This window comes from Spirosoma sordidisoli (genome assembly GCF_004138325.1).
GTDB classification, from domain to species: domain Bacteria; phylum Bacteroidota; class Bacteroidia; order Cytophagales; family Spirosomataceae; genus Spirosoma; species Spirosoma sordidisoli.
Genome location: NZ_SBLB01000006.1, coordinates 399,933 through 422,436 on the forward strand (window position 1 = coordinate 399,933; position 22,504 = coordinate 422,436).

At 57.1% G+C, this 22,504-nt stretch carries 21 protein-coding genes; 20 read left to right on the forward strand and 1 reads right to left on the reverse strand.

Translation table 11 applies throughout. The features are described from left to right. Positions 1 to 31: 31 nt before the first annotated feature. Together EQG79_RS21930 and EQG79_RS31230 are read left to right on the forward strand one after the other, a co-directional pair. Positions 32 to 2,023: a tetratricopeptide repeat protein gene (locus tag EQG79_RS21930; protein ID WP_129604029.1), complete on the forward strand. Its 1,992-nt coding sequence runs from the start codon at positions 32 to 34 to the stop codon at positions 2,021 to 2,023. A 47-nt stretch (positions 2,024 to 2,070) separates the two neighbouring features. Next, the gene (locus EQG79_RS31230; RefSeq protein WP_206445607.1) at positions 2,071 to 2,880 is read left to right on the forward strand and encodes a glycine-rich domain-containing protein; all 810 of its coding nucleotides are present in this window, start codon (positions 2,071 to 2,073) and stop codon (positions 2,878 to 2,880) included. Positions 2,881 to 2,886: 6 nt separating this feature from the next. Here EQG79_RS31230 and EQG79_RS21940 read toward each other — a convergent pair whose 3' ends face one another. Then, positions 2,887 to 3,324, reverse strand: a complete 438-nt coding sequence (locus EQG79_RS21940; RefSeq protein WP_129604033.1) for a WapI family immunity protein — start codon at positions 3,322 to 3,324, stop codon at positions 2,887 to 2,889. A gap of 369 nt (positions 3,325 to 3,693) precedes the next feature. On the opposite strand from EQG79_RS21940, the gene EQG79_RS21945 reads away from it, so the two are divergent. The 18 genes from EQG79_RS21945 to EQG79_RS22025 all read left to right on the forward strand — a co-directional run bounded on the left by EQG79_RS21945 (position 3,694) and on the right by EQG79_RS22025 (position 22,356). Beyond that, positions 3,694 to 4,074: a response regulator gene (locus tag EQG79_RS21945; RefSeq protein WP_077921397.1), complete on the forward strand. Its 381-nt coding sequence runs from the start codon at positions 3,694 to 3,696 to the stop codon at positions 4,072 to 4,074. Between the two features lie 86 nt (positions 4,075 to 4,160). Beyond that, positions 4,161 to 4,922 carry an MBL fold metallo-hydrolase gene (locus EQG79_RS21950; protein WP_129604035.1) on the forward strand — a complete coding sequence of 254 codons (762 nt, stop codon included), beginning with the start codon at positions 4,161 to 4,163 and terminating at the stop codon, positions 4,920 to 4,922. A gap of 45 nt (positions 4,923 to 4,967) precedes the next feature. Beyond that, a complete protein-coding gene (locus EQG79_RS21955) occupies positions 4,968 to 5,987 on the forward strand; it encodes an oxygenase MpaB family protein (RefSeq protein ID WP_129604038.1) in 1,020 nt (339 codons plus the stop codon). 50 nt (positions 5,988 to 6,037) lie between these two features. Continuing rightward, entirely contained in the window at positions 6,038 to 7,429 is a 1,392-nt protein-coding gene (gene mnmE / locus EQG79_RS21960; RefSeq protein ID WP_129604040.1) for a tRNA uridine-5-carboxymethylaminomethyl(34) synthesis GTPase MnmE, read from the forward strand. Between the two features lie 4 nt (positions 7,430 to 7,433). Then, entirely contained in the window at positions 7,434 to 7,568 is a 135-nt protein-coding gene (locus tag EQG79_RS31495) for a hypothetical protein (RefSeq protein WP_262708634.1), read from the forward strand. Between the two features lie 165 nt (positions 7,569 to 7,733). Next, the gene (locus EQG79_RS21965) at positions 7,734 to 7,940 is read left to right on the forward strand and encodes a helix-turn-helix transcriptional regulator (protein ID WP_077921401.1); all 207 of its coding nucleotides are present in this window, start codon (positions 7,734 to 7,736) and stop codon (positions 7,938 to 7,940) included. A gap of 4 nt (positions 7,941 to 7,944) precedes the next feature. After that, entirely contained in the window at positions 7,945 to 8,274 is a 330-nt protein-coding gene (locus EQG79_RS21970; protein WP_077921402.1) for a HipA N-terminal domain-containing protein, read from the forward strand. Next, the gene (locus EQG79_RS21975) at positions 8,271 to 9,281 is read left to right on the forward strand and encodes a type II toxin-antitoxin system HipA family toxin (protein WP_129604043.1); all 1,011 of its coding nucleotides are present in this window, start codon (positions 8,271 to 8,273) and stop codon (positions 9,279 to 9,281) included. The genes EQG79_RS21970 and EQG79_RS21975 overlap by 4 nt, the downstream gene beginning before the upstream one ends. 130 nt (positions 9,282 to 9,411) lie before the next feature. Then, entirely contained in the window at positions 9,412 to 9,819 is a 408-nt protein-coding gene (locus EQG79_RS21980; protein ID WP_129604045.1) for a hypothetical protein, read from the forward strand. Between the two features lie 137 nt (positions 9,820 to 9,956). Continuing rightward, complete coding sequence (locus EQG79_RS21985; protein WP_129604047.1) at positions 9,957 to 11,114, forward strand: efflux RND transporter periplasmic adaptor subunit; 1,158 nt, start codon at positions 9,957 to 9,959, stop codon at positions 11,112 to 11,114. A 12-nt stretch (positions 11,115 to 11,126) separates the two neighbouring features. Next, positions 11,127 to 14,312, forward strand: a complete 3,186-nt coding sequence (locus tag EQG79_RS21990) for an efflux RND transporter permease subunit (RefSeq protein ID WP_129604050.1) — start codon at positions 11,127 to 11,129, stop codon at positions 14,310 to 14,312. Beyond that, a complete protein-coding gene (locus EQG79_RS21995) occupies positions 14,299 to 15,741 on the forward strand; it encodes an efflux transporter outer membrane subunit (RefSeq protein ID WP_129604052.1) in 1,443 nt (480 codons plus the stop codon). Before EQG79_RS21990 ends, EQG79_RS21995 begins: the two co-directional genes overlap by 14 nt. Before the next feature lie 23 nt (positions 15,742 to 15,764). Beyond that, entirely contained in the window at positions 15,765 to 17,045 is a 1,281-nt protein-coding gene (locus EQG79_RS22000) for a hemolysin family protein (protein WP_129604056.1), read from the forward strand. 79 nt (positions 17,046 to 17,124) lie between these two features. Next, complete coding sequence (locus EQG79_RS22005) at positions 17,125 to 18,186, forward strand: AI-2E family transporter (protein ID WP_129604058.1); 1,062 nt, start codon at positions 17,125 to 17,127, stop codon at positions 18,184 to 18,186. A 252-nt stretch (positions 18,187 to 18,438) separates the two neighbouring features. After that, the gene (gene aac(3) / locus EQG79_RS22010; RefSeq protein ID WP_129604061.1) at positions 18,439 to 19,278 is read left to right on the forward strand and encodes an aminoglycoside 3-N-acetyltransferase; all 840 of its coding nucleotides are present in this window, start codon (positions 18,439 to 18,441) and stop codon (positions 19,276 to 19,278) included. A gap of 49 nt (positions 19,279 to 19,327) precedes the next feature. Continuing rightward, positions 19,328 to 20,239 carry a YihY/virulence factor BrkB family protein gene (locus EQG79_RS22015; RefSeq protein WP_077921411.1) on the forward strand — a complete coding sequence of 304 codons (912 nt, stop codon included), beginning with the start codon at positions 19,328 to 19,330 and terminating at the stop codon, positions 20,237 to 20,239. 183 nt (positions 20,240 to 20,422) lie between these two features. Beyond that, on the forward strand, positions 20,423 to 21,037 hold the full coding sequence (locus EQG79_RS22020) for an RNA polymerase sigma factor (protein WP_129604064.1): 615 nt from the start codon (positions 20,423 to 20,425) through the stop codon (positions 21,035 to 21,037). A 185-nt stretch (positions 21,038 to 21,222) separates the two neighbouring features. Beyond that, positions 21,223 to 22,356 (forward strand): FecR family protein, encoded by a 1,134-nt coding sequence (locus EQG79_RS22025; protein ID WP_129604067.1) that lies wholly within the window; start codon positions 21,223 to 21,225, stop codon positions 22,354 to 22,356. The last annotated feature ends 148 nt before the right edge of the window (positions 22,357 to 22,504 follow it).

Below are 22,504 nucleotides of genomic sequence, written 5' to 3' on the forward strand. Positions count from 1 at the left end.
CACCTTTACCACCCACACCATCTCCTGACGCATGAACTCGATAAAACGGCTTTCCGAGCTGACCATTCAGCAAGACCGAAAAGCCACCTTGCAATTCCTGGTCAATAAAGTCAAGCAGCGTAAAGACGATTTCCCGGCTCCGCCTTTCTTTCTGTTGATGGGCGCGGGTTGCTCATTCGATGCCCGGATTCCTACGGGTTCGGGTATTATGACGTACCTTCAGAAACGTTGTTACGTCGAGAATACGATGAGCATCCCGAATCACAACCTGCTGGATCTGGACAAAATAGACAGTTTACTGACCGACGACGACGCGCAGAAAAACCTGGCCGCCTTTATCAAAGAAAAGCAGGAAGCCTGTCACCAACAGGTCGATGCGCAGCGCGACGAATTTCTTGGTAGCATTCCGGCTGACCTCGTCGAGATTCTGAAAACCAACAATCCTGATGCTGATCTGTGGGACGTTGTCAAAGAAGAGTTTTATCAAACCAGTTATTACGGTTTCTGGTTCGACATTACGCTACCGGACCCGCGCGAACGCCAGCAGCTGATCGAAGAAATCATCGACAGAAAGGAACCTTCGGCGGCTTACATTCTGCTGGCCTGCGTGGTCAACTCAGACGGGATCAGAACCATTTTCACGACCAATTTTGATGATCTGGTCAACGACGCCATTTTGCAGGAAACTGACAAAAAATCGAGGATTTATGCGCATAACGAACTGGTGAAGTTCATCAACTTCCGCAGTCCCCGCCCCAACATTGTCAAACTGCACGGCGACTATCTGTTTCAGGACATGAAAAATACCCTGCACGAAACGTCGACCTTGCAGGACGATCAGATCATGAAACTTCAGGAAGCCGCGCAGGATATGGGCGTTATTGTCACGGGCTACTCCGGCTCCGACCGATCCATTATGGACGCCCTGTACCAGGTGAAAGAAAAACGAGGAGCGAGTTTCCCGTTGTACTGGTGCGCCCGCGATGAGAAAAATATTAACTGGCGGGCCAAATACCTGATTAATCAGCATCCCAACAGTTATTACGTTCCCGTCGACACCTTTGAGCAGCTGATTGTCAAGCTTTACAATGATCTGAACTGCAAACTGCGCGACGTAGAAGAAAAGAAAAAGTGGGTAGAAAAACATCACCAGAAAGCCGTCGATACCCTCAGTAAGGGCGACTTGAGAAAGCAAAGCCCAAACCTGGAAAAAGCCCTGAAAGCCGAAGAAATTCTGGCACAGGCCCGGCAGATAAAAACCCCTACAGAACGGGTCACGTATCTGGACGATATGATTCAGAAAGTACCCCCCAATGCTGAGTTATACGTATGGAACGCTTACTACAAACATGACCTCCAGCGCTACGAAGACGCCCTGACCGACTTGGATAAAGCCATTGACCTTGACTCAACTAACGCTACAGCCTATAACAACCGGGGCTCCGCCAAGAGTAACCTCCAGCGCTATGAAGACGCCCTGATCGACTTGGATAAAGCCATTGACCTTGACCCAAATAACTCTTCAGCCCATAACAACCGGGGCTTCGCCAAGAATAGCCTCAAGCGCTACGAAGAAGCTCTGAGCGACTACGAAAAAGCCATTGACCTTGACCCAAATAACGATGCAGCCTATATCAACCGGGGCTCAGTCAATAGTTACCTCAAACAATACAAAGACGCCCTGATTGACTTCGATAAAGCTATTGACCTTGATCCGACTGACGCTACAACCTATAGCCACAAGGGCAGAACGCTTCGAAAGCTGAACAGATTGACCGAAGCTGAAGAGAACGTCCGGAGAGCGATTGAACTCGATGAGAATTACGCGAATGCCTACGCGAATCTGGCCGAGATCAGGGCGGCCCAGGGCAACGCAGATGGTTATTACGAGTCGCTGGAAACGGCTCTGGCGAAGGGCGCCAATGTAGAAAACCGGTTTACAGACGAGGTTTACATCCCCTACCTGACTGAACCTCGCTTTGTTGAACTGCTGAAAAAACACGGTATTCCGCAACCAGCTTAACCACGAAGAATGCGGGGTACAGCAGGCTAACTAAACCCACCCCCTTTATGACAACGCAACAAGATGTACTTTGGAAAAAGCTACAGACGTTCCGATTCGATGAACCCGGCGTGGCGCTTACCTTCACCGCCCGGCTGGCCCGCGAAAACGGCTGGTCGCGCGCCTACGCCCGGCGCGTCGTTACCGAGTATCGGAAGTTTCTGCTGTTGTGCTGCCTGACCGAAACCGGCGTTACCCCGTCCGATGCCGTCGATCAGGCCTGGCACCTGCACCTGAACTATACCCGCTCCTACTGGATCGACCTGTGCCGCACCACCCTCGGGCGCGACATTCACCATACGCCCACCCAGGGCGGCAGGCAGGAAGCCGGCAAGTTTAACGGGTTCTACTCGGATACGCACCGGCTGTATCGCGACACCTTCGGCACCGAACCGCCCGCCGACATCTGGCCCGATGCCCGCACCCGTTTTACCAGTACCCGGTTTCAGCGCGTAAACCGGGGCCGATACTGGGTGTTGCCCAAGCCATCGATTCAGCTCAGCCGGGGCCTGACGCTGGTTGGCCTGTTGCTGACGGCACTCCTGTTCGTGCAGGCCAGCTCACGGATGCTGGTGGTGGCGCTGCTGGTCATAGTCGCGTTTGGCGGACTGATCTGGCTGCTCGGCAGCCTCGCCAACTCGAACACAAACCCCGACCAACGACGACAGCAGGCCGATGAAGGGAGCGGTGTAATCCTGTTATCGGGCGATGCCGACCACCACAGCCACGACGCAACTGATGGTCATGACGGCGCTGACGCCGGAGCCGACAGTGGCTGTTCGGCCAGCGGTTGCAGCGGCTGTGGTGGTGGCGACTGACTGGACCTAATCCCGTACCGGGAACCGCCGAAGCTGGCGTTCCAGATCCTGAATGGCGCCCTGTAGTTCGCGTTGGTCGGGCGCAACGGGCAGGTAGAAGGGAGTGGTGCCGGTTTGCCAGGAAGGCCGGGCTTCTGAGCCGAGCTTGATCCGGAGCCGGTAGTCGCCCCGCCCGCCCGACAGCGTACTGAAGCCAAGAGCCGGTTCAACAAACGTCAGTCGGGGCGACAGCTCACGCTCGTCGGCTACCGACCGCATCCACTTAAGCAGAAGTTCCAGCTCCCAGGTCGACAGGACGGGGGCCGTACGAACACATTCGCGGTTCTGATAGCGGGTCTTTACACTGACAATAAGCCAGTTTCGATCCATGAAATAGGGCGAGTCGCTGCATTCATAATCCAGAATGTTTAACTCGAAGGCCCCTTCGGGTCCGGTGAGTTTCATAATTAATAGAGTGAGAGCGTATAGAGGAAGGATAGCTAATAAACACATAGTACCGGACCAGGCCACTGGTCGTCAGTCAAATGCCTCTCGGTTGCACTCGACAGACGGCTGGGACGGGCAGGTAAAACACCGTAGCGCTGTTACTAAACTTACTTTATAGGATATGAATGGTAAACTTAACTAAAATAATGATACCCGCCATAGGAAAAAGGCTATTTTTTCGAAAGATTTTATCGACTTTGCCAACATAGGTCGCTCCGGAACGCGGTTGGGCTACTTAACAGAAACAGGCCGACCAATAGTCTTTTTGTGTTTGCCGAATTAACTCTATAATTTCACCACACAAACGTAACACGATTCCCCAGCCCTATGTCAGCTTCCAAACGCGTCCTGATTGCCGAAGATAGCTCCGTTATTCAGAATCTGGCCCGCAAAATCCTTGAGTTTCAGAACTATGATATTACCGCCGTAAAGAACGGCGAACAGGTTTTACAGATTCTCGAGAAAGAAGACTTCAGCATCCTGCTGCTCGATATCAACATGCCTATCATGGATGGCATGGAATGCGTACGTCGCGTGCGGGCCCTGTCTGACACGACCAAAGCCGAAGTACCCATCGTGGCCATTACCGGTAACGCCAAGAACTATACGGAAGAAGAATTCAAGACGGCCGGCTTCAACGACGTCCTGGTCAAACCCCTCAACTTCGACCGCCTGGTGGAAGTCGTCAATCAACTTACCGACAAATAAAGAGCGGTTGAGTGATTGAGTGACTGAGCGAATCAGCTTTATGCAACCCAAATTCACTCAGTCACTCAATTACTCAATCACGCACCATGGTTGTTACGCTGCTTGGAACCGGAACGTCGTCGGGGGTGCCGCTGATTGGCTGTGACTGTGCCGTATGCCGCTCGGCCGACTTTCGGGACAAACGACTGCGCACCTCGGCCCATATTGCCATCGACGGGCGTAGTTTCGTCATCGATACCGGGCCCGACTTCCGGCAGCAGGTACTCCGGCTCAATCTGCACCAGCTCGACGCGGTCCTGTTTACCCACGAACACAAAGACCATACGGCGGGGCTCGACGAAATCAGGGCTTATAATTTTCGCTCCGGCCGGGATATGCCTGTCTACGGCCGCCCTACGGTACTGGCGCAGCTCCAGCGTGAGTTTGCCTATATCTTCGCCGAACACAAGTACCCCGGCATTCCCCGCATCCGGCTCCACGAGATTCAGAATCAACCCTTCGAGGTACTGGGGATTCCGGTAATCCCGATCGAGGTCATGCACCACCGGTTACCCGTATACGGCTACCGAATCGGCGATTTTACGTACCTCACCGACCTCAACGCCATTGCCGAACCGGAACTGGACAAAGTCTACGGCACCCGAATTCTGATCCTCGACGCCCTGCAGCGCCAGCCGCATATTTCGCACTTCAACCTCGATCAGGCGGTGGCGCTGGCCGAGCGGGTCGGCGCCGAGCGTACCTATTTCACCCACATCAGCCACAAGCTCGGTATGCATCAGGACGTCGAGAAAGAGCTGCCCCCTTCTATCCGGCTAGGCTACGACGGAATGCAGATTTATCTGTAAACCAATCCCCCGCCCCCAGCGTTACCGGCATACAGACTCGCTCCCATGCCGACACTCGTCAAGCCAACCCGTTCGTTCTCCGATACGCTTCTGAGCCAGTACCGCCAGCAGGGCGACCCGCCTGCCGATGCCGTTCTGGCCGCCGTTGCCGATACCAGCGGACGCGGGGGCATCAGCCTACTGATGCAGTGGCTGGCCGACACCCATGATGTCGATCTGGCTCAGCAGCCGGCAGCCGTTCAGGCGTTTTTTGCCGAACACGCCCGTCTTCCCGACTGGGCCGACCCGGCCCGGATGAAGCGCGGGATGGCCTTTTTTCAGCAACATGCCGGCCTGATTGGACTCGTACTGGGCACCTACTCACTGCCTTATACCTACATGGGTGCCGATGGGGTGCAGCTGCTCTGGCTTACCGAACGGATCAAAAACGATACGGCCCGACGCCTGCAGGAAACCGGCGAGTGGGTCTTTGGAGTCAACACGCCCAACGAATGGAGCGGTCCCGTCAAAGCCGTTCTGCGCACGCTGAAAGTCCGGCTGATTCATGCCGGCGCCCGCTGGTTCGGGTTGCAGTCGGGGCGCTGGAACATGGACTGGGGTATGCCCGTCAACCAGGAAGACATGGCCGGTACCAACCTGTCGTTCTCGTACATTGTGCTGCGGGGCCTGCGGCAGTCGGGCGTTGCGGCCACCGAACAGGAAGAAGAAGATTACCTGCACCACATCAACGTCATTGCCGCGCTGAATGGTGTTGCCCATGAACTGCTTCCCCAGAACCTGCGCGAGGCCTACCACCTCGACCGCGCCATTGCCCGTCGGCAATTTCGAGCGTCCGAAGCCGGCAAAGGCCTGACCAGCGCGCTTCTCAACGCCATTGCCGAGGTAGCCGGAAAAGCGTCGGGCCAGCCCGATAACGTCAGGAACCTCGCAGCCGCTCAGATGCGTTTCTTTCTGGGCGACAGCCACGCCGACGCCCTCGGGCTGCCAGCCGTTCCACTGGAAAAGCGCATCGTCAATGTCGTCAGGCGGCTTCCCATATTTCCCAATACCGTTTTCAGCCTGTAAGTCCGCAGGGTTGCAGATCAGCCGCGCTGAACCGAAACACAAACGTAACCTTGATTCAGTTAGATCCTATTGCCGCCCTGGCCACGGCTCCCGGAATTGGCGCCATTGCCGTTATCCGCGTATCGGGCCAGGACGCCATTTCCATAACGAACCGATTTTTCCGGGGCAGGGACCTCACCAGGCAGGCCAGCCACACGGCGCATTTCGGTACCCTCCGCAACCGCCCCGACGCATCGGGCGAAGAAACCATCATCGACGAGGTGCTGGTAACCATTTTCCGGGCACCGCGCTCCTTTACCAAAGAAGATGTTGTCGAGATTTCGTGCCACGGCTCGGAGTTCATCATCCAGCAGATTCTGCGACGGCTGACCGAAGAAGGCGTCCGGCTGGCCCGACCGGGCGAGTTTACCCAGCGCGCGTTTCTGAACGGGCAGTTCGATCTGGTTCAGGCCGAGGCCGTGGCCGATCTGATCGCGTCCGACTCCGATGCGAGCCACAGGGCCGCCCTCACCCAACTGCGGGGCGGCTTCTCGCGGCAGCTTAAAACCCTGCGCCAGCAGCTGATCGACTTCGTGGCGCTGGTAGAACTCGAACTGGATTTTGGGGAAGAAGACGTCGAGTTTGCCCACCGCGATCAGCTCCGGCAGCTGATGCTCGACATCCGGCGGGTGCTGCATCCCCTGATCGAGTCGTTCTCAACCGGCAACGCCATCAAAAACGGCGTACCGACCGTCATTGTCGGTAAACCCAACGCTGGCAAATCAACCCTGCTGAACGCGCTGCTGAACGAAGAAAAAGCCATTGTCTCCGATATTCCCGGCACCACCCGCGACGTGATCGAAGATGAACTGTTCATCGACGGTATCCGCTTCCGGCTCATCGACACCGCCGGGCTGCGGCAGGCTACCGACACCATCGAAGCCATTGGTATTGAGCGGACGCAGCAGAAAATGCGGGATGCATCGCTGGTCATCTACCTGTTCGACGGTCTCAACATCGCCCCCACCGACCTGCGCGACGCCGTAGCCGAGGTGCGGACATCGGGAAAACCGTACCTGCTGATCGGCAACAAACTGGACGCCATTGACGCCGGCCGCAAAGAAGAATTGGAGGGTATCGCCAGCGAACCCATCGTCTGGATATCGGCCGCCCGGCATACGCATCTGGATGAGCTTAAGGCGGCTCTGTCGGCCCGTGTCCGCACCGATGCCGCCGTTCAGACGGGCAGCGCCGTAGTGACCAATGCCCGGCATTACGAGCACCTCACCGGCACCGACAACGCCCTGGCCCGCGCCATTACCGGCCTCGACACCGGCGTTACCCCCGACTGGCTGGCGATGGACTTACGGGTCGCCCTGCAACACCTGGGTGAGCTGACCGGCGAGATCACCACGGACGACCTGCTGGATTCGATCTTCAGCAAATTCTGCATCGGCAAGTAACCCTTTGTCTACAAAAAAACTCCGTTTCAACTCCATCGACACCTATAATGGTTACCAGCTGGCTGGCCAGCAGAAGCGTCTGTTTATCGGCGCTGGCTACCTGGATCAGATCCAGAAAACTGACCAAGGCCTCGCGTAGCTTTTGTCCCAACTATTGCCTGTAGACCCTGGCCTCGTGTTCCAAACAAATAAGCGGTCATTTTAACAGTAGTCCAACTACCAATACGTGCATTATACTGCCCTTTTGCGTATATATTTACGTAGCATTCATCTTTCACGATCAAAAAGGGTAGTATAATGCACTATGGATGAATTAATTTCGAAGCTTATTGCGCGTCGGAATGCGCTGCGCCTGACGCAGGAGTACCTGGCCGAGCTGGCAGGGGTCAGCCTGCGAACGATAAAAGCCATCGAGTCGGGCGCGGGTAACCCCAGGGTGTCTACCCTGCTCAAACTGGCCGACGTATTGGGCATGGAACTCAGATGGATCGTAAAACCACATAACCTGTAATCGCATGCGCCAGGCGGCCGTTTACCGAAACCAGGAACTGGCGGGTTATCTCACCGAAGAAACTACCCAACACTACATCTTCCGCTACGATGAGGGGTGGCTGGCCGACGCGCAAAAACCGGCAATCAGTCTGACCTTACCCAAACGCCAGGCGCCTTATGAAAGCAATCAGCTCTTCCCGTTTTTTGCCAATCTGCTCAGCGAGGGCGTGAACCGGCGTTTACAGAGCACTCAGCTTCACATCGACGAGAACGACAGCTTCGGTCTGCTACTCGCTACGGCCCGGTACGATACCATCGGCGCCATCACCGTACAGCCCCTGATTGCCCCATGAGTATACCTCCTGTTTCCTGTTGTCCGGGCACGCTCGCCGAGGGGTTTACAACCTATAGCCCCGCCTGTCTGCGCCAGCTGTTCAACGGCAAACGGGTGAGCCACCTGTTGCCCTATGAACAGCCGCAGCGCGACGAGGTCGTGGCCGGTTTTTTCCTGGAAAATCGTAAACGGATTTCCATATCGGGCGTGCAGGAAAAAGAGAGCCTGCTGCTGGACAGGAACCAACTCCGGCTTACCCAGGCCGGCGAGCAGGGAACCTATATGCTTAAGCCCATTCCGCGCGATGTGCTGAAGGTAGATCAGGTGCCGGCCAATGAACACCTGACCATGCAGATTGCCCGGCAGGTCTATGGAATCGACACCGCTGCTAACGCGCTGGTGTTCTTTCAGGATGGCGCACCGGCCTACCTGACCAAACGCTTCGACGTAAAACCCGATGGGACCAAATGGGGCGTTGAGGATTTCGCGTCGCTGGCGGGTAAAACAAACCAGAACGCCGGGCCTACTTTCAAGTACACCTACAGCTATGAAGAAGCGGGGCTGCTGATCCGGCAGTACGTGGCCGCCTGGCGGGTCGAGATCGAGCGGTATTTCAGGCTGGTCGTCTTCAATTTCCTGTTTTCGAATGGCGACGCGCACCTGAAAAACTTTTCGCTGCTGGAGTCGGCCTACGGTGATTACCTGCTCAGCCCGGCCTATGATCTGCTCAACACGCACCTGCATGTCGACGATACCGACTTCGCCCTGGACAACGGTCTGTTTGCCGATGGGTACCGATCGGCAATCTTTACCCGCACGAACCATCCGGGGCTGAGCGACTTTACCGAGTTTGGTCGGCGGATCGGGGTAGCCGACAGGCGGATCGAACCGCTATTGGCGCCGTTTCGCGAGCGGCAGGCCAGCGTCAGCCGTCTGGTTGACCGATCGTTTCTGAATGAAAGCAGCAAGCGGGCTTACCTGCTGCATTACAACACCAAACGGAACTTCTTGAACCAGTTAGGGTAATCACCCTCTATCGGCAACAGGTAATTCTTCAACAATTAATCACATACCCACGTGAACTTTATGAGCGGCCAGACCGCTTTGTAGATGTTGTAGCCTAACCGCTTAACTTTGTGTTGCATTAACTCCCCCGATGAACAAACGACGGTCTGGTAATCCGATCTGGCACCGATTATTCTGTCTGTTGATGGCGTTCTACGTCATTAACGTCAGTATCGATGCGCCCGACGGGTACGTCACGCCGAACAGCCGGGGCGAATACCGAGAAGACCTCTCCTTCAACGAAATCGAAAGCTTCAGCGAGTTGGTACTGGAGACGATATTCGGCATTCAGGACGCCGTTCCAGAGCATGACGAGTCTGACGAAGAAGAAGACCAGGTATCCAAAATTTTTGTCGACTGGTCAGTTCCCGGACCGGTTGTTATCTACGCGTTTGCGGCTTCTGTCGGCTTTGTAGCGGTGCCGGTTCAGGCATTTACCCATTCGATCTACCGCTCCAGATCGACCGACATCAATACCCCTCCCCCCCAGATCGCGTAACGACTGATACGCCTATTGGCCAATCAGGGCAGGTCCGTTCCGGGTCTGTGCAGGCTATGGTGCGTCCTGATGCCCCGGCTAGTTATTAGCCCGGAGCCTTTCCATCCATTTTTCTCGTTCATTTTACCAAACAGACTATGTCTGCACAACTGGCGACCCGCTCTGTCCGGGTCCAATTGTCGGCGCCTGTCCTGTTCGTTCTGCTGGTAGTGGCCTTATTGCCAGGCTGCTCGAGCGAAACCAAACAGCAAGCGGCCCAAACCGAAACCTATCCGGTCATTCAGCCGGTCATTACCGATACGATTTACGCCAAAGAGTATGTTGCCGACATACAGGCCGTACAGAATGTTGAGATACGCACCCGTATTGAAGGCTATCTCGACCGCATTTACGTCGATGAAGGGACGTTCGTGCAGAAGGGGCAGCTACTCTTCACGGTCAGCAACCCGGAGTACCGGGAAGAACTCCTGAAGGCACAGGCCAGCCTGAAAAATGCCATGGCGGAAGCCAAAACCGCCGATGTTGAGGTCAAAAGTGTTTCCCTGCTGGCGGGTAAGCAGATCATTTCAGGCATCGAACTCGAGAAGGCTCAGGCAAAACTAGCGGCCAGCCAGGCCAAGATTGACGAGGCCAGAACGTCAGAAACAGCAGCCAGACTCAAGCTGGCTCTCACCCAGATCCGCGCTCCCTTTGCCGGCACCATTGACCGGATACCGAATAAAGTGGGAAGTCTGGTCGGCGAAGGAACCCTGCTGACAACCCTCTCCGATAACCGGCAGGTATTCGCTTATTTCAACGTACCCGAAGGCGAATACCTGGATTTCATGACCGCTCACAACCCGTTACAAAAACGGGCCGTGTCGCTCCTGCTGGCCAATAATCGACTGCACGGTAGCCCGGGCGCCATCGAAAAAGTAGATGGCCAGATTGACCGTAGTACCGGAAATATTGCCTTCCGCGCCCGCTTCGCCAACCCCCGGAACCTGCTCAAACACGGATCGAGCGGCAAAGTCCGGATGAATCAGACCGTAACGAACGCGCTGCTTATTCCGCAGCAGGCGGCCTTTGAGCTCCAGGATAAACTCTTTGTATTCGTGGTCGGGGCTGACAACAGGGTGCAGATGCGGAGCTTCGTGCCCAGGCTTCGGCTGCCGCAGCTCTACGTAGTCGGATCGGGTCTGTCGGCCAGTGACCGGATCCTGTACGAAGGCATACAAACCGTCAAAGAAGGTGATATCATCCAGCCCAAACTGCTGTCGGCCCCGCAGGTCATGGCGCAGCTAGCCAGGCAATAACTGACCCATATTATGTTTTCCCGATTTATCGAACGCCCCGTACTGGCTATTGTCATCTCGGTGATAATTACCCTGCTGGGTCTGCTGGCGGTAACCCAGCTCCCGATGACCCAGTTTCCGGCCGTCGCTCCGCCGGAGGTCAACGTAACCACTGAATATACGGGCGCCAACGCCGAAACCTCCGTTAGGGCCGTCATCACGCCCCTCGAACGGGCTATCAACGGCGTACCGGGCATGAAATATATGTCGTCCGATGCCACCAACGACGGCGTAAGCGTCGTGCAGATCATCTTCGAGGTAGGCACCGACCCCGACGTAGCCGCCGTAAACGTGCAGAACCGCGTGGCGGCCGTGATGGCCGAGTTGCCATCGGAGGTGATTAAGAACGGGGTAAAAATTGCCAAAGAAGAAAACTCGATGCTGATGTATCTGAATATCTTCAGCGACAATAATGCCCTCGACGAGAAGTTCCTCTATAATTTCACCGATATCAACATCCTGGCCGAACTCAAGCGGATCAAAGGTGTGGGGTATGCTGACATCATGGGCGCCCGTGAGTATGCCATGCGGATCTGGCTCAAGCCAGACCGGATGCTGGCCTACAATATATCTGCCGATGAAGTGGTTGAAAAACTACAGGCTCAGAACGTGGAAGCGGCTCCGGGCAAGCTGGGGGAAAGCTCTGACAAGCAGGGACAGGCGCTGCAGTACGTGCTGAAATACACCGGTAAATACACCACCGAGGAGGAGTACGGCAACATACCCCTGCGGGCCAACACCGACGGGGAGCTGCTCCGGCTCAAAGATCTGGCCGACATTGAGTTCAGCACGACGTATTACGATGTTGTATCGAAGCATAACGGGCGCCCGTCGGCTGCCATCATGCTCAGGCAACTGCCGGGTTCCAACGCCAGTGAGGTTATTGCCGGTATCAAGGCCCGCATGGCCGAGCTGAAGCAAACGCGCTTTGCCCCGGGTATGGACTATGAAATTACCTACGACGTATCCCGCTTTCTCGACGCATCCATTCACGAGGTGATCAAGACGCTCATCGAAGCGTTCGTGCTGGTCGCGCTGGTCGTGTTTCTGTTTTTGCAGGACTGGCGGTCTACGCTGATTCCTGCCATTGCCGTACCGGTAGCGCTGATCGGCACGTTCTTCTTCATGCAGCTTTTTGGCTTCTCCATCAACCTCATCACCCTCTTCGCCCTGGTCCTGGCGATCGGGGTCGTTGTTGACGACTCCATCGTGGTCGTTGAGGCCGTTCATGCCAAAATGGAGCAGGACGATCTGGACCCCTGGGCTGCGTCGAAAGCGGCCATGAGCGAGATTGGCGGGGCCGTCATCGCCATTACGCTGGTGATGGTTGCCGTCTTCGTACCCGTCATGTTTCTAACGGGGCCGGTGGGTATATTTTTTCGGCAGTTTGCCGTGACGATGACCGTAGCTATTCTAATCTCGGCGGTCAATGCCCTGACGCTCAGCCCGGCCCTCTGTGCATTGATCCTGAAGAACACGCACGGCGAACCCAAACAAGGAATACTCAGTGGCTTTTTTGACCGTTTTAATCGGGCCTACGACGGGTTGGCACGTCGGTATCAGCGCCTGCTGCGGCTCATCATTAATCGGCGGGTGGTGACGTTCGGTCTGCTGGGGGCGTTCTGCGCGGGCATCTGGGGCACGAGCTCGCAGGTAGCGCCGGGCTTTATTCCGAACGATGACCAGGGTACGTTCTACGCCAGCATTACCACCCCGGCGGGGGCTACCCTGGAGCGAACCCGGCAGGTGGTTGACCAGATTCAGCAACTGGCCAAAGGCATTCCCGCGATCAAATCGGTCTCCACGCTGGCGGGCAACAACATCCTCTCCGACGGTACAGGCGCCACCTTCGGCACCTGCCTGGTCAATCTCAAGGCCTGGGACGAGCGGACCGAGTCGGTCGATGAGGTGATGGAAGCCCTGGCTGAGAAGACGCGCAGCATCAAAGGTGCGCAGATCGAGTTTTTCCCGCCCCCGGCCGTGCCGGGCTACGGAAATGCCAGCGGCCTGGAGTTACGACTACTCGACCAGACCGGCAAGGGTGACTACAAACAGATGGAAAGCGTGGTTCGGCGGTTCGTACAGGACCTGGAAGACCGACCCGAGATCGAAAACACATTCACCATCTTCGACGCCAGCTTCCCCCAGTACATGCTCTACGTAGACCCCGACAAAGCGGCTCAAAAAAGCGTGTCGGTCGGCAAAGCCATGCAGACGCTGCAAACCCTGATTGGTTCGGAGTACGCTACCAACTTCATCCGCTTCGGCCAGATGTATAAGGTGATGGTGCAGGCCCTGCCGAGCTACCGGGCGCAGTTGGATGATCTGCTGAAGTTATACGTCAAGAACGACAATGGGGAAATGGTCCCTTTTTCGGCCTTCATGCGCGTGGAGCGGGTGTACGGACTGGAGCAGGCGACCCGCTACAACATGTACCCCTCTGCCGAAATTAACGGGCAGGCAGCGCCCGACTTCAGCAGCGGCAGCGCCATCCGGGCGGTTCAGGAAGTGGCGGCTACCAAACTCCCCAAGGGCTACAGCATCGACTGGGCCGGTATCTCCCGCGATGAGGTACAATCGGGCAACCAGGCCGTGATTATTTTCCTGATATGCCTGGTGTTTGTTTATCTGATCCTGTCGGCCCAGTACGAAAGCTTTCTGCTCCCGATGCCCGTGATCCTGTCTTTGCCGACGGGAGTGTTCGGAGCGTTCTTCTTTTTGTGGGTCACGGGGCTGGAAAACAACATATACGCACAGATTGCCATGGTGATGCTGATCGGTCTGCTGGGTAAAAATGCCATCCTGATCGTTGAATTTGCCAACCAGCGCCGGGCCGAGGGACTTTCTATCGTCCGGGCCGTCGTAGAAGGCGCCCTGGCCCGGTTACGCCCTATTCTGATGACGTCCTTTGCGTTCATTGCGGGTCTGATCCCGCTCTGCATCGCTACCGGGGCCGGGGCCGTGGGTAACCGCACCATCGGTACGGCGGCAGCGGGGGGGATGCTGATGGGCACCGTATTCGGGCTGGTCATCGTGCCGGGCCTGTATGTCGTGTTTGCCAGCCTCGCCAACCGCTTCCGCAAACCGCGTTCGGGTCCACATCAGTCGTCGACCATCCGTACTTCTTCCACCAACGCGCCCCTCCATGAACCGGTATAAACTCCATTGGTTATTCATCGGCGGGTTACTTGCCGGCAGCCTCAGCGGCTGCCGGATCTTGCATCAGCCCGCCCCCACACCGGTGATGATGACACCGCCTTCGTTTACCGGCAACGCCGATTCCGCCGGCATTGGGGAGCAGCCCTTCCGCAGCCTGTTCACCGACCCGAACCTGGTAGCACTCATCGATACGGCCCTGGTGCGCAATCTGGATGTGAAGATTGCCCTGCAACGGATTGAGGGGGCGCGGGCTACGTACAGCATCAGCCAGGGCGCGCTGCTGCCGCAGGTCGACGCGGTAGCAGCGGCCGGTGTAGACCGCTTTGGTCGGTATACGCTGAACGGGGTCGGCAATTTCGATACCAACCTGTCCGATAATGTGCGGGGTAATTTACGGATTCCGGACCCCACGCCTGACTTGTTTGCCGGTTTCCGGGCCTCCTGGGAACTCGACATCTGGGGAAAACTTCGCAACCGGCGCCGGGCAGCTTACAACCGGGTGCTGGCTTCGGTTGAGGGCCGCAACCTGGTCGTTACGGCCCTGATCGCCGACATTGCCCGGCTCTATTATTCGTTGCTGGCCGACGATGCCGAACTGGAAATCATCCGCGACAACATCGAGCTGCAACAACGGGCGGTCGATTTAGTGACCATTCAGAAGCAGGCCGGGCGGGTAACCGAACTGGCGGTGCAGCAGTTCAACGCGCAGTTACTGAATACGCGCGCCCTGGAAGGACAGGTACGGCAACAGATCGTCGAAACGGAGAACCAGCTCAATGGGCTGCTGGGCCGGTTCCCTACGCCTATCCCGAGGGGTTCCTCCATTCGGGATCAGCAACTGCCCGGATCGGTTCGGGCGGGTGTGCCCGCCCAACTGGTACGTCGCCGACCCGATATCCGGCAGGCCGAGCGCGAACTGGAAGCGGCCAACATCGATGTAGCCGTGGCCCGGGCCGAGTTCTTACCAGGGTTGACGCTGACTCCTTATCTGGGCCTCAACGCATTCCGGCCCGGGGTACTGCTGAATCCGGCGTCGGTAGCCACGGGTGTGCTGGGGAGTCTGGTGGCGCCGGTGTTTAACCGCCGACTGTTGCGGGGCAATCTGGCTAGTTCGCAGGCCCAGAGCCGCGAAGCCTACTATGCCTACCAGCGGGCCATTCTGACGGGCGTGGGCGAAGTTGTGAGCCGCTTACAGGGCCTGGAAAATTACCGGGATGTAGCTGATCTGCAAACGCAGGAAGTGGCCGTACTCCGGCAAGCCGCAACGACCGCTAACGATCTGTTTGCCGCCAGCTACGCCACCTACCTGGAAGTAATTACGGCACAACGATCGGTACTGGATGCCGAACTGGGATTAATCAATACGAAACAGGCACAATTTACCGCCCTGATCGACTTATACCGGGCGCTGGGGGGCGGCTGGCAGTAAACACACCTTAATGTATCGACCCCATGGAAATTGTCATCATTATTGCCCTGACGCTGCTCAACGGTTTATTTTCCATGTCGGAGATCGCGATCGTATCGGCTCGGAAAGCCCGTCTGGAAGGGCTGGCCAAGCGGGGTAGCGCTACCGCCCGGCGGGCGCTGGACCTGGCCGAATCGCCCAATCGGTTTCTCTCGACGGTGCAGATTGGCATCACCCTGATCGGCATTCTACTGGGTATTTTCAGTGGCGATACGCTGACCACCTCGCTGGAGATGACGCTCAGGCAGATTCCCCTGTTGACGTCGGTGGCTCGTCCGCTGGCGGTGGGCGGGGTACTTCTGTTCATCACGTTTCTGTCACTGGTACTGGGCGAACTGGTTCCCAAACGGATCGGTCTCAATAAACCGGAAGCCATTGCGCAGCTGGTAGCCGGCCCCATGTCCATTCTCTCCCGGGTGGTTTCGCCCTTCGTATGGCTCCTGACAATCACCACCGAAGGTTTGCTGAAGGTACTGGGTATCCGGCCTTCTACGGACAGCGCCGTTACCGAGGAAGAAATAAAAGCCATTATTCAGGAGGGCACCGAAGGGGGTGAGGTACAGCTCGTTGAACAGGAACTGGTAGATCGTGTATTCCGGCTCGGCGACCGCAACGTGCGGTCGCTGATGACTCACCGCAGCGAGGTCACCTGGCTGGATGTCAATCTGTCGGCGTCCCAGGTCAGAAAGCGGATCGCGGGTGAACTGCACCGCATCTATCCCGTCTGCGAAGGCAGCCTGGATAAACCGCTGGGCATTGTGCGGCTGACCGATGTGGTCGAAGACCTGCTCAATGGACAGTCGTTCGATCTGCGAAGCCACATCCAGCCCGCCCTTTTCCTGCCCGAACACAACGCTGCCTATAAGGCGTTCGAGCGGTTTCAGGCAGCTGCAATCCCGTTTGGTCTGGTTACCGATGAATATGGTGGCGTTCAGGGGGTGCTTTCGCTGGACGATATTGTGACGGCACTGGTCGGCGAGGTAACGTTTATGTCGGAGGCCGGGGGCGATGTGCAGCCGCAACCCGACGGCAGCTACCTGATCGATGGGCAGTACCCGTATCCTGATTTTCTGGACTACTTCGACCGGGAAGAGTTACTGGACCAGGACGACCGGTTTCACACCGTCGCCGGGTTGATCCTGGACCGGCTGGGCCACCTGCCCCAGCCCGGCGAATCCATTCGCTGGCATGAGTTCACGCTGACCGTAGACCAGATGGATGGCGCACGCATCGATCGGGTCCGGGTTCACAGACGACTTGAATAAGGGCATCAGGTTCATCAATACCGGCTCCCATTGGCTACCTTTCGCCCGTCTATCTTTCCGTTACGAAAAACCGTCTCCCATGAACACGAATCCAACGTCATCCCGGGTTGAGTTTGCCCGGCGGGTCTGTATTGCCGTCGGCATTGCGCTTTTCTTCGGTCTGGTGACCTGGTTGCTGGGCGCGTCATTCAATGTGCTCCTGTTGCTCCTGTGCGCCATTCTGATTGCGCTGCCCCTGCGGGCCGCAGCGCGCTGGCTAAGCCAAAAAACCGGCTGGCGCGAAGGCATAGCCCTGATTGTAGTCGGGCTGACATTGCTGGGAACGCTGGCCGGCGTTGGCGCCCTGGTAGCTCCGCTCATCGGCGAACAAACCCAGCAACTGCAGCAGGAGTTGCCCGGCGTGCTGAAAAACGCGCAGCAGCAGATCGAGAAAACGAGCTGGGGGAAACAGCTGATTGGCCAGATTCCGGAGTCGCCCGAGAAACTGCTCAAAGGGGGCGGGGGCAGCCAACTGGCCGGGCGGGTCTTTGGCGCCGTTTCGGGAACGGTCAGTGTATTTACGGACCTATACGTTATTTTCTTTCTGGCCCTGTTCCTGGCTGCCGAGCCCCGGCTGTACACCGACGGGCTGGTCAACCTCATTCCCCCAGCCGGGCGGCAGCGCACCCGGCACATTCTGGCCCAGCTGGATGAGTCGTTGCTGGGCTGGCTGATCGGCACCCTGATCTCGATGGCCATCGTCGGGCTACTAAGCTGGCTGGGCCTTTCGCTGCTGGGGGTTCGGCTGGCGGGAATACTGGCTTTATTTGCCGCCCTGATCACCTTCATTCCTAACCTGGGTCCAGTGCTGGCGCTGATCCCGGCCCTGCTGTTTGCCCTACTCGATGGCCCCCAGCAGGCGCTGAACGTTCTGCTACTGTACGTAGGTATCCAATTCGTGGAAAGCAATCTGGTAACGCCCCTGATCCAGAAGCGGCTCAACGACATTCCACCCGCCCTGCTCCTGCTCGTGCAGATCATAGTGGGCGCGTTTGCCGGTACGCTGGGCCTGATCATGGCCGCGCCCCTGCTGGCCATTCTCATGGTACTCGTCAGAACGATTTATCAGGAAGATATGCTGGGGGACAGTAGCGGGGATTAGCTCATGACAAACGCCCTTTCGGTCGTACACTACTCATACGAGATAGTCTTTTGGCAGAAGATACGATCACAACCGGGCAAATTTGTACCGCATTTGTACCTTTCGAGTTAGAGTAAACCAGTACCGTACAGATAATCAGCGCATAAGCGACTGTCAGTATATTCTGCATCGGCAAGTAAGTTTACAGGGTTATAGAACGTGCCGGCCTGGCTTCGTGCCGGCAGCGCTGTTAGTCACTTACCTATGTCAACTATGAATCGTAGCCCGCTACTGGTTGGTGATTGTCTCTACTGGACGCGCCGGGCACTCCGCGAACATATCGAAGCGCTTGGCGTTCGGGCGGGCGATGCCGTTATGGTACATGCCGGGCTCCGATCGGTGGGGCCTATGCTGCACGGGCCCGACGCGCTAATCGGGGCGCTGCTGGATGCGGTCGGGCCAGCCGGTACGCTGCTTTGTTACGTGAACTGGGACCAGCAGTATGAAGATGCGGTGACGGACACGGGCCACGTTCCCGACGCGCTCAAAGCCGACATTCCTCCCTTCGACCGGCTGGGGTCAAGAGCCAGCCGCGACCACGGCGCGTTTGCCGAGTTTGTCCGCACGACCACGGGAGCGCTCCGAAGCCAGAACCCCGGTGCGTCGGTAGCGGCTATCGGCGGTCGGGCGGCCTGGTTTACCGCCGACCATCCGCTCCAGTATGGATATGGGCCGGGCTCTCCCTTCGAGAAACTCATGCTGGCCGGCGGCTTGGTGCTCACCATAGGCGCCCCGCTGGATACCATAAGCCTGCTGCATCATGCCGAGCATCTGGCCCGGATACCCGGCAAACGGATAGCCAGGCTGGAGGTCCCTATCCTGATCGACGACCGCGTCGACTGGCAGATGATCGAAGAGTTCGACACGAAAGACCCGGTCGTTGAAGGGCTCGACCCGGACTATTTCAAGACCATCGCCGATGCGTTTTTGCACCAGCAAGGGGGCCGGCAGGGGTTGATTGGCGATGCGCCGTCGGTGCTGCTACCCGCTGCCGCGCTGGTTGCCTTCGGTGTCGACTGGCTGGAACGGCGTTTCGGCCAGACGGATCCATAACCACAAGCCGTTTTTTGCAGTTAGGCTGATACAATGTCCTTCTATAGGTGTGCGCAAAATCGTGCCGATTCTTCAACTCCTGGCCCGGGCATTCATCAACCTGAGTGCGAACGATCCTATCCGCATGGCCGCTGCTACGGCCTTTTTCGCCTTCTTTGCCCTCCCTTCCATCCTCATCATTCTGTCGCAGTTGTATGGAGACTGGCTTACGGGCGATCGGCGGTGGGTAAACAGCCAGTTGTTTCGCGAACTGGCCGATCTGTTTGGCCCCTCCAGCGCCCGTCAGCTGCGCGACATATCACGTAGTCTCCAGAAACCGCGCTCCTCAGAATGGCTGACCGCCTTGAGTCTGGTGCTGCTGTTTCTGGCATCGACTACCCTGTTTACCACCATTAAAAACTCGCTCAACCAACTCTGGAATGTCAAGTCGACTGCCCAGGGGCGGGTCTGGCCGGGTTTGCTGACCAAGCTGGTTGCGCTGGGCATCATTATTTTCTCCGGCTTTCTGTTCACAGTCTCCCTGAGTCTGCACCAAGCGGTATCGACGCTCAGCGCCGATGCGTCGTCGTACAGCTGGCTGGCTCAGCTAGCCCACCAGAGTTTGTCGGTGCTGGTGCTGACCATCTGGTTCGGGCTTGTTTTCAAGTACCTGCCCGACGTTCGGATTCACTGGCAGGCGGTTTGGGTGGGCGGTCTGGTAACGGCCCTGCTCGTTGAACTCGGCGAGGTTATTCTCGACCGGCTGCTGATCAACAGTCCGGTGCGTAGTTTTTACGGCTCGGCAGGCAGTACGATCCTGGTGCTGCTCTTCGTTTTCTACTGTTCGCTGATCTTTTATTACGGGGCCAGTTTTACCCGCCAGTATGCGCTGTGGCAGGAACTGGCCACCGAACCCGGTGCGAACTCGGTGGCCTACCAGATCAACGAAGTAACTGATCAAAAGCCCCCTGCCGCCAGCTAACCCGGCAGGCTTTGCCGGAAGCGGGCCACATAGCCTGTCATTCTCTCAATCTGGAAAATCGATCGGAGAAAATCGCCCTCCCGACAGAGCGCCAAAATAAGGTCGGTATAATACTAGTATTTCTTACTTAAACCTTATTGTTTTGAAGCTTCAATCAGTTCTTCGCTCGTTTACTCTATGCCTATGTCCGGGCCATACGGATCGTCATCACCCGACCGCTCAGCCGAGCAGCAACTTTGGGCGCGTTTTCTGGCGGGTGAAGAACCGGCGTTCGACGCGTTGATGACCACGTACTACCGGCCGCTATTCCGGTACGCCACCCGTTTCTCCCGAGATAAAGAGTTTATCAAGGACTGCATTCAGGATCTGTTTCTGTACCTCTGGGAACGCCGGGCCTCCCTCCGGGCCGACGTTATGCTGAAGCCGTATCTGATGGCGTCGCTACGCCGGTATATGCATCGGCACTTACCCGGGGCAACGCCTGCCACCGAGTTATCGGACGACAAAACTCAGCTGTTCGACTTCGAGTTTTCGGTCGAAGAGCAGTTCATTGACCAGGAAACCACCTTCCACCGATCCCGGCACATGCAGCAGCTGTTGCAAACCCTCCCCCGCCGGCAAAAAGAAGTCGTTTACCTGAAGTTCTTTCAGGAGATGGAGCGCGAACAAATCGCCGAGGTGATGGACATTGCGCCCCAAACGGTGTCGAATCTCCTTCAGCTGGCCCTCAAACACCTGCGGCAATACTGGAAAATTGAACTCCTAACCCTGCTGGTGGTCCATTTCAACTTGTTTTAGAGCCGCGGTTAGGCAACCACGCCCGCCTGTAGAATCACACCTGTTTGCCAACAAACAGCCTTCAGCAGCATTGGTCTGGGGCGGCTTACTGACAGAATCAGAAAAAACCAGAAAAAAATTGCATTAAAAAATGGTATCCCGGGCGAACTTCTGTCTATCAGCTATTGAGAGGCAGCATAACGGCTATGAAACGATACCTGCAGTACCGTATTGAAGACTTTGTCTGGGACCAGGCTTTCCGGCAGTGGGTGCTGTTGCCCACCCGCGAAACAGACGCCCGCTGGCAGCAATGGCTGGCCGAGCATCCCGACAAGGTAGCCCTCGTTGCGGAGGCCCGGGCTATGGTGCAGTCCCTGCAGCTACGGGAGTTGCCGCTGAGCGATCAGGAAATTCGGTATGCCGTTCAGCGAACGCTGGGCCAGGCCCGCAAACAGCAGGCTCCCTTCATCCCCGACGCCGACGGGCCCGTGCGCCGGCTGCCGTTCTACCAGCATAGCTGGTTCCGGATGGCGGCTTCGCTGATCCTGATTGCCGGGCTTGGCCTCTGGGCCTGGACGGTTCAGCTACCCAGCCGGCTGAGTGCGCTGATGCGACCCGACTTCAGCTATGACCAGCTGACCGGCACCCGCCAGCCCATGTTGACCGAAACCGTAAACCGAACCGGTAAGGTTATGCCGGTGAAGCTGACCGACGGCTCGCTGGTTATTCTTAAAGCCGGCAGCCGCATCAGCTACGTACCCGGTTTCCGCAGCCGGGAAGTCTTTCTGTCGGGTGAGGCTTTCTTCGAAGTGACTAAAAACCCCGCCAGGCCTTTTCTCATCTACGCCAACGGCCTGGTTACCAAAGTCCTGGGCACCAGCTTTCTGATTCGCGCATACCCCAAAGATCCGGAGGTTATTGTGGAGGTAAAAACGGGCCGGGTAGCGGTGTTTGCCCAGACAGACCCGCAGGCGAGTCGAAAAATGAGCGACCGCGAACTGGACGGAGTAGTGCTGACACCCAACCAGAAAATTGTCTTCGAACGCAGCGAAGTACGGCTGTCGAAATCGCTGGTAGCGGATCCGCAGGTCGTTGCAGGCCCGGCCCAGCGCTTCAGCTTTGACGATACCCCGCTGCCGACGGTGTTTGCTACCCTCGAACGGGCCTATGGCGTAGATATCGTTTATGACGAAGAGCTGCTGGCCAACTGCCCCCTTACGGCCGAACTGGCCGACCAGCCCCTGTTCGAAAAGCTGGATGTGATCTGCCGGGTTATCGAAGCCAGGTACGAGCTGATCGACGGCCAGATTGTCATCAACAGCCGGGGCTGCAAACCCTAGCCGACTTTACAAACGTGATGCTAACCCCTAAACCCGGCTCTATGACGTAAACATACATCCCACAAGAACGAAAAAGTCGGCAATGCTGGAACATTGCCGACCTGAGTACTCCCCATGCCAAGCTGGAACCTGAGCCTATCCCAAGCGG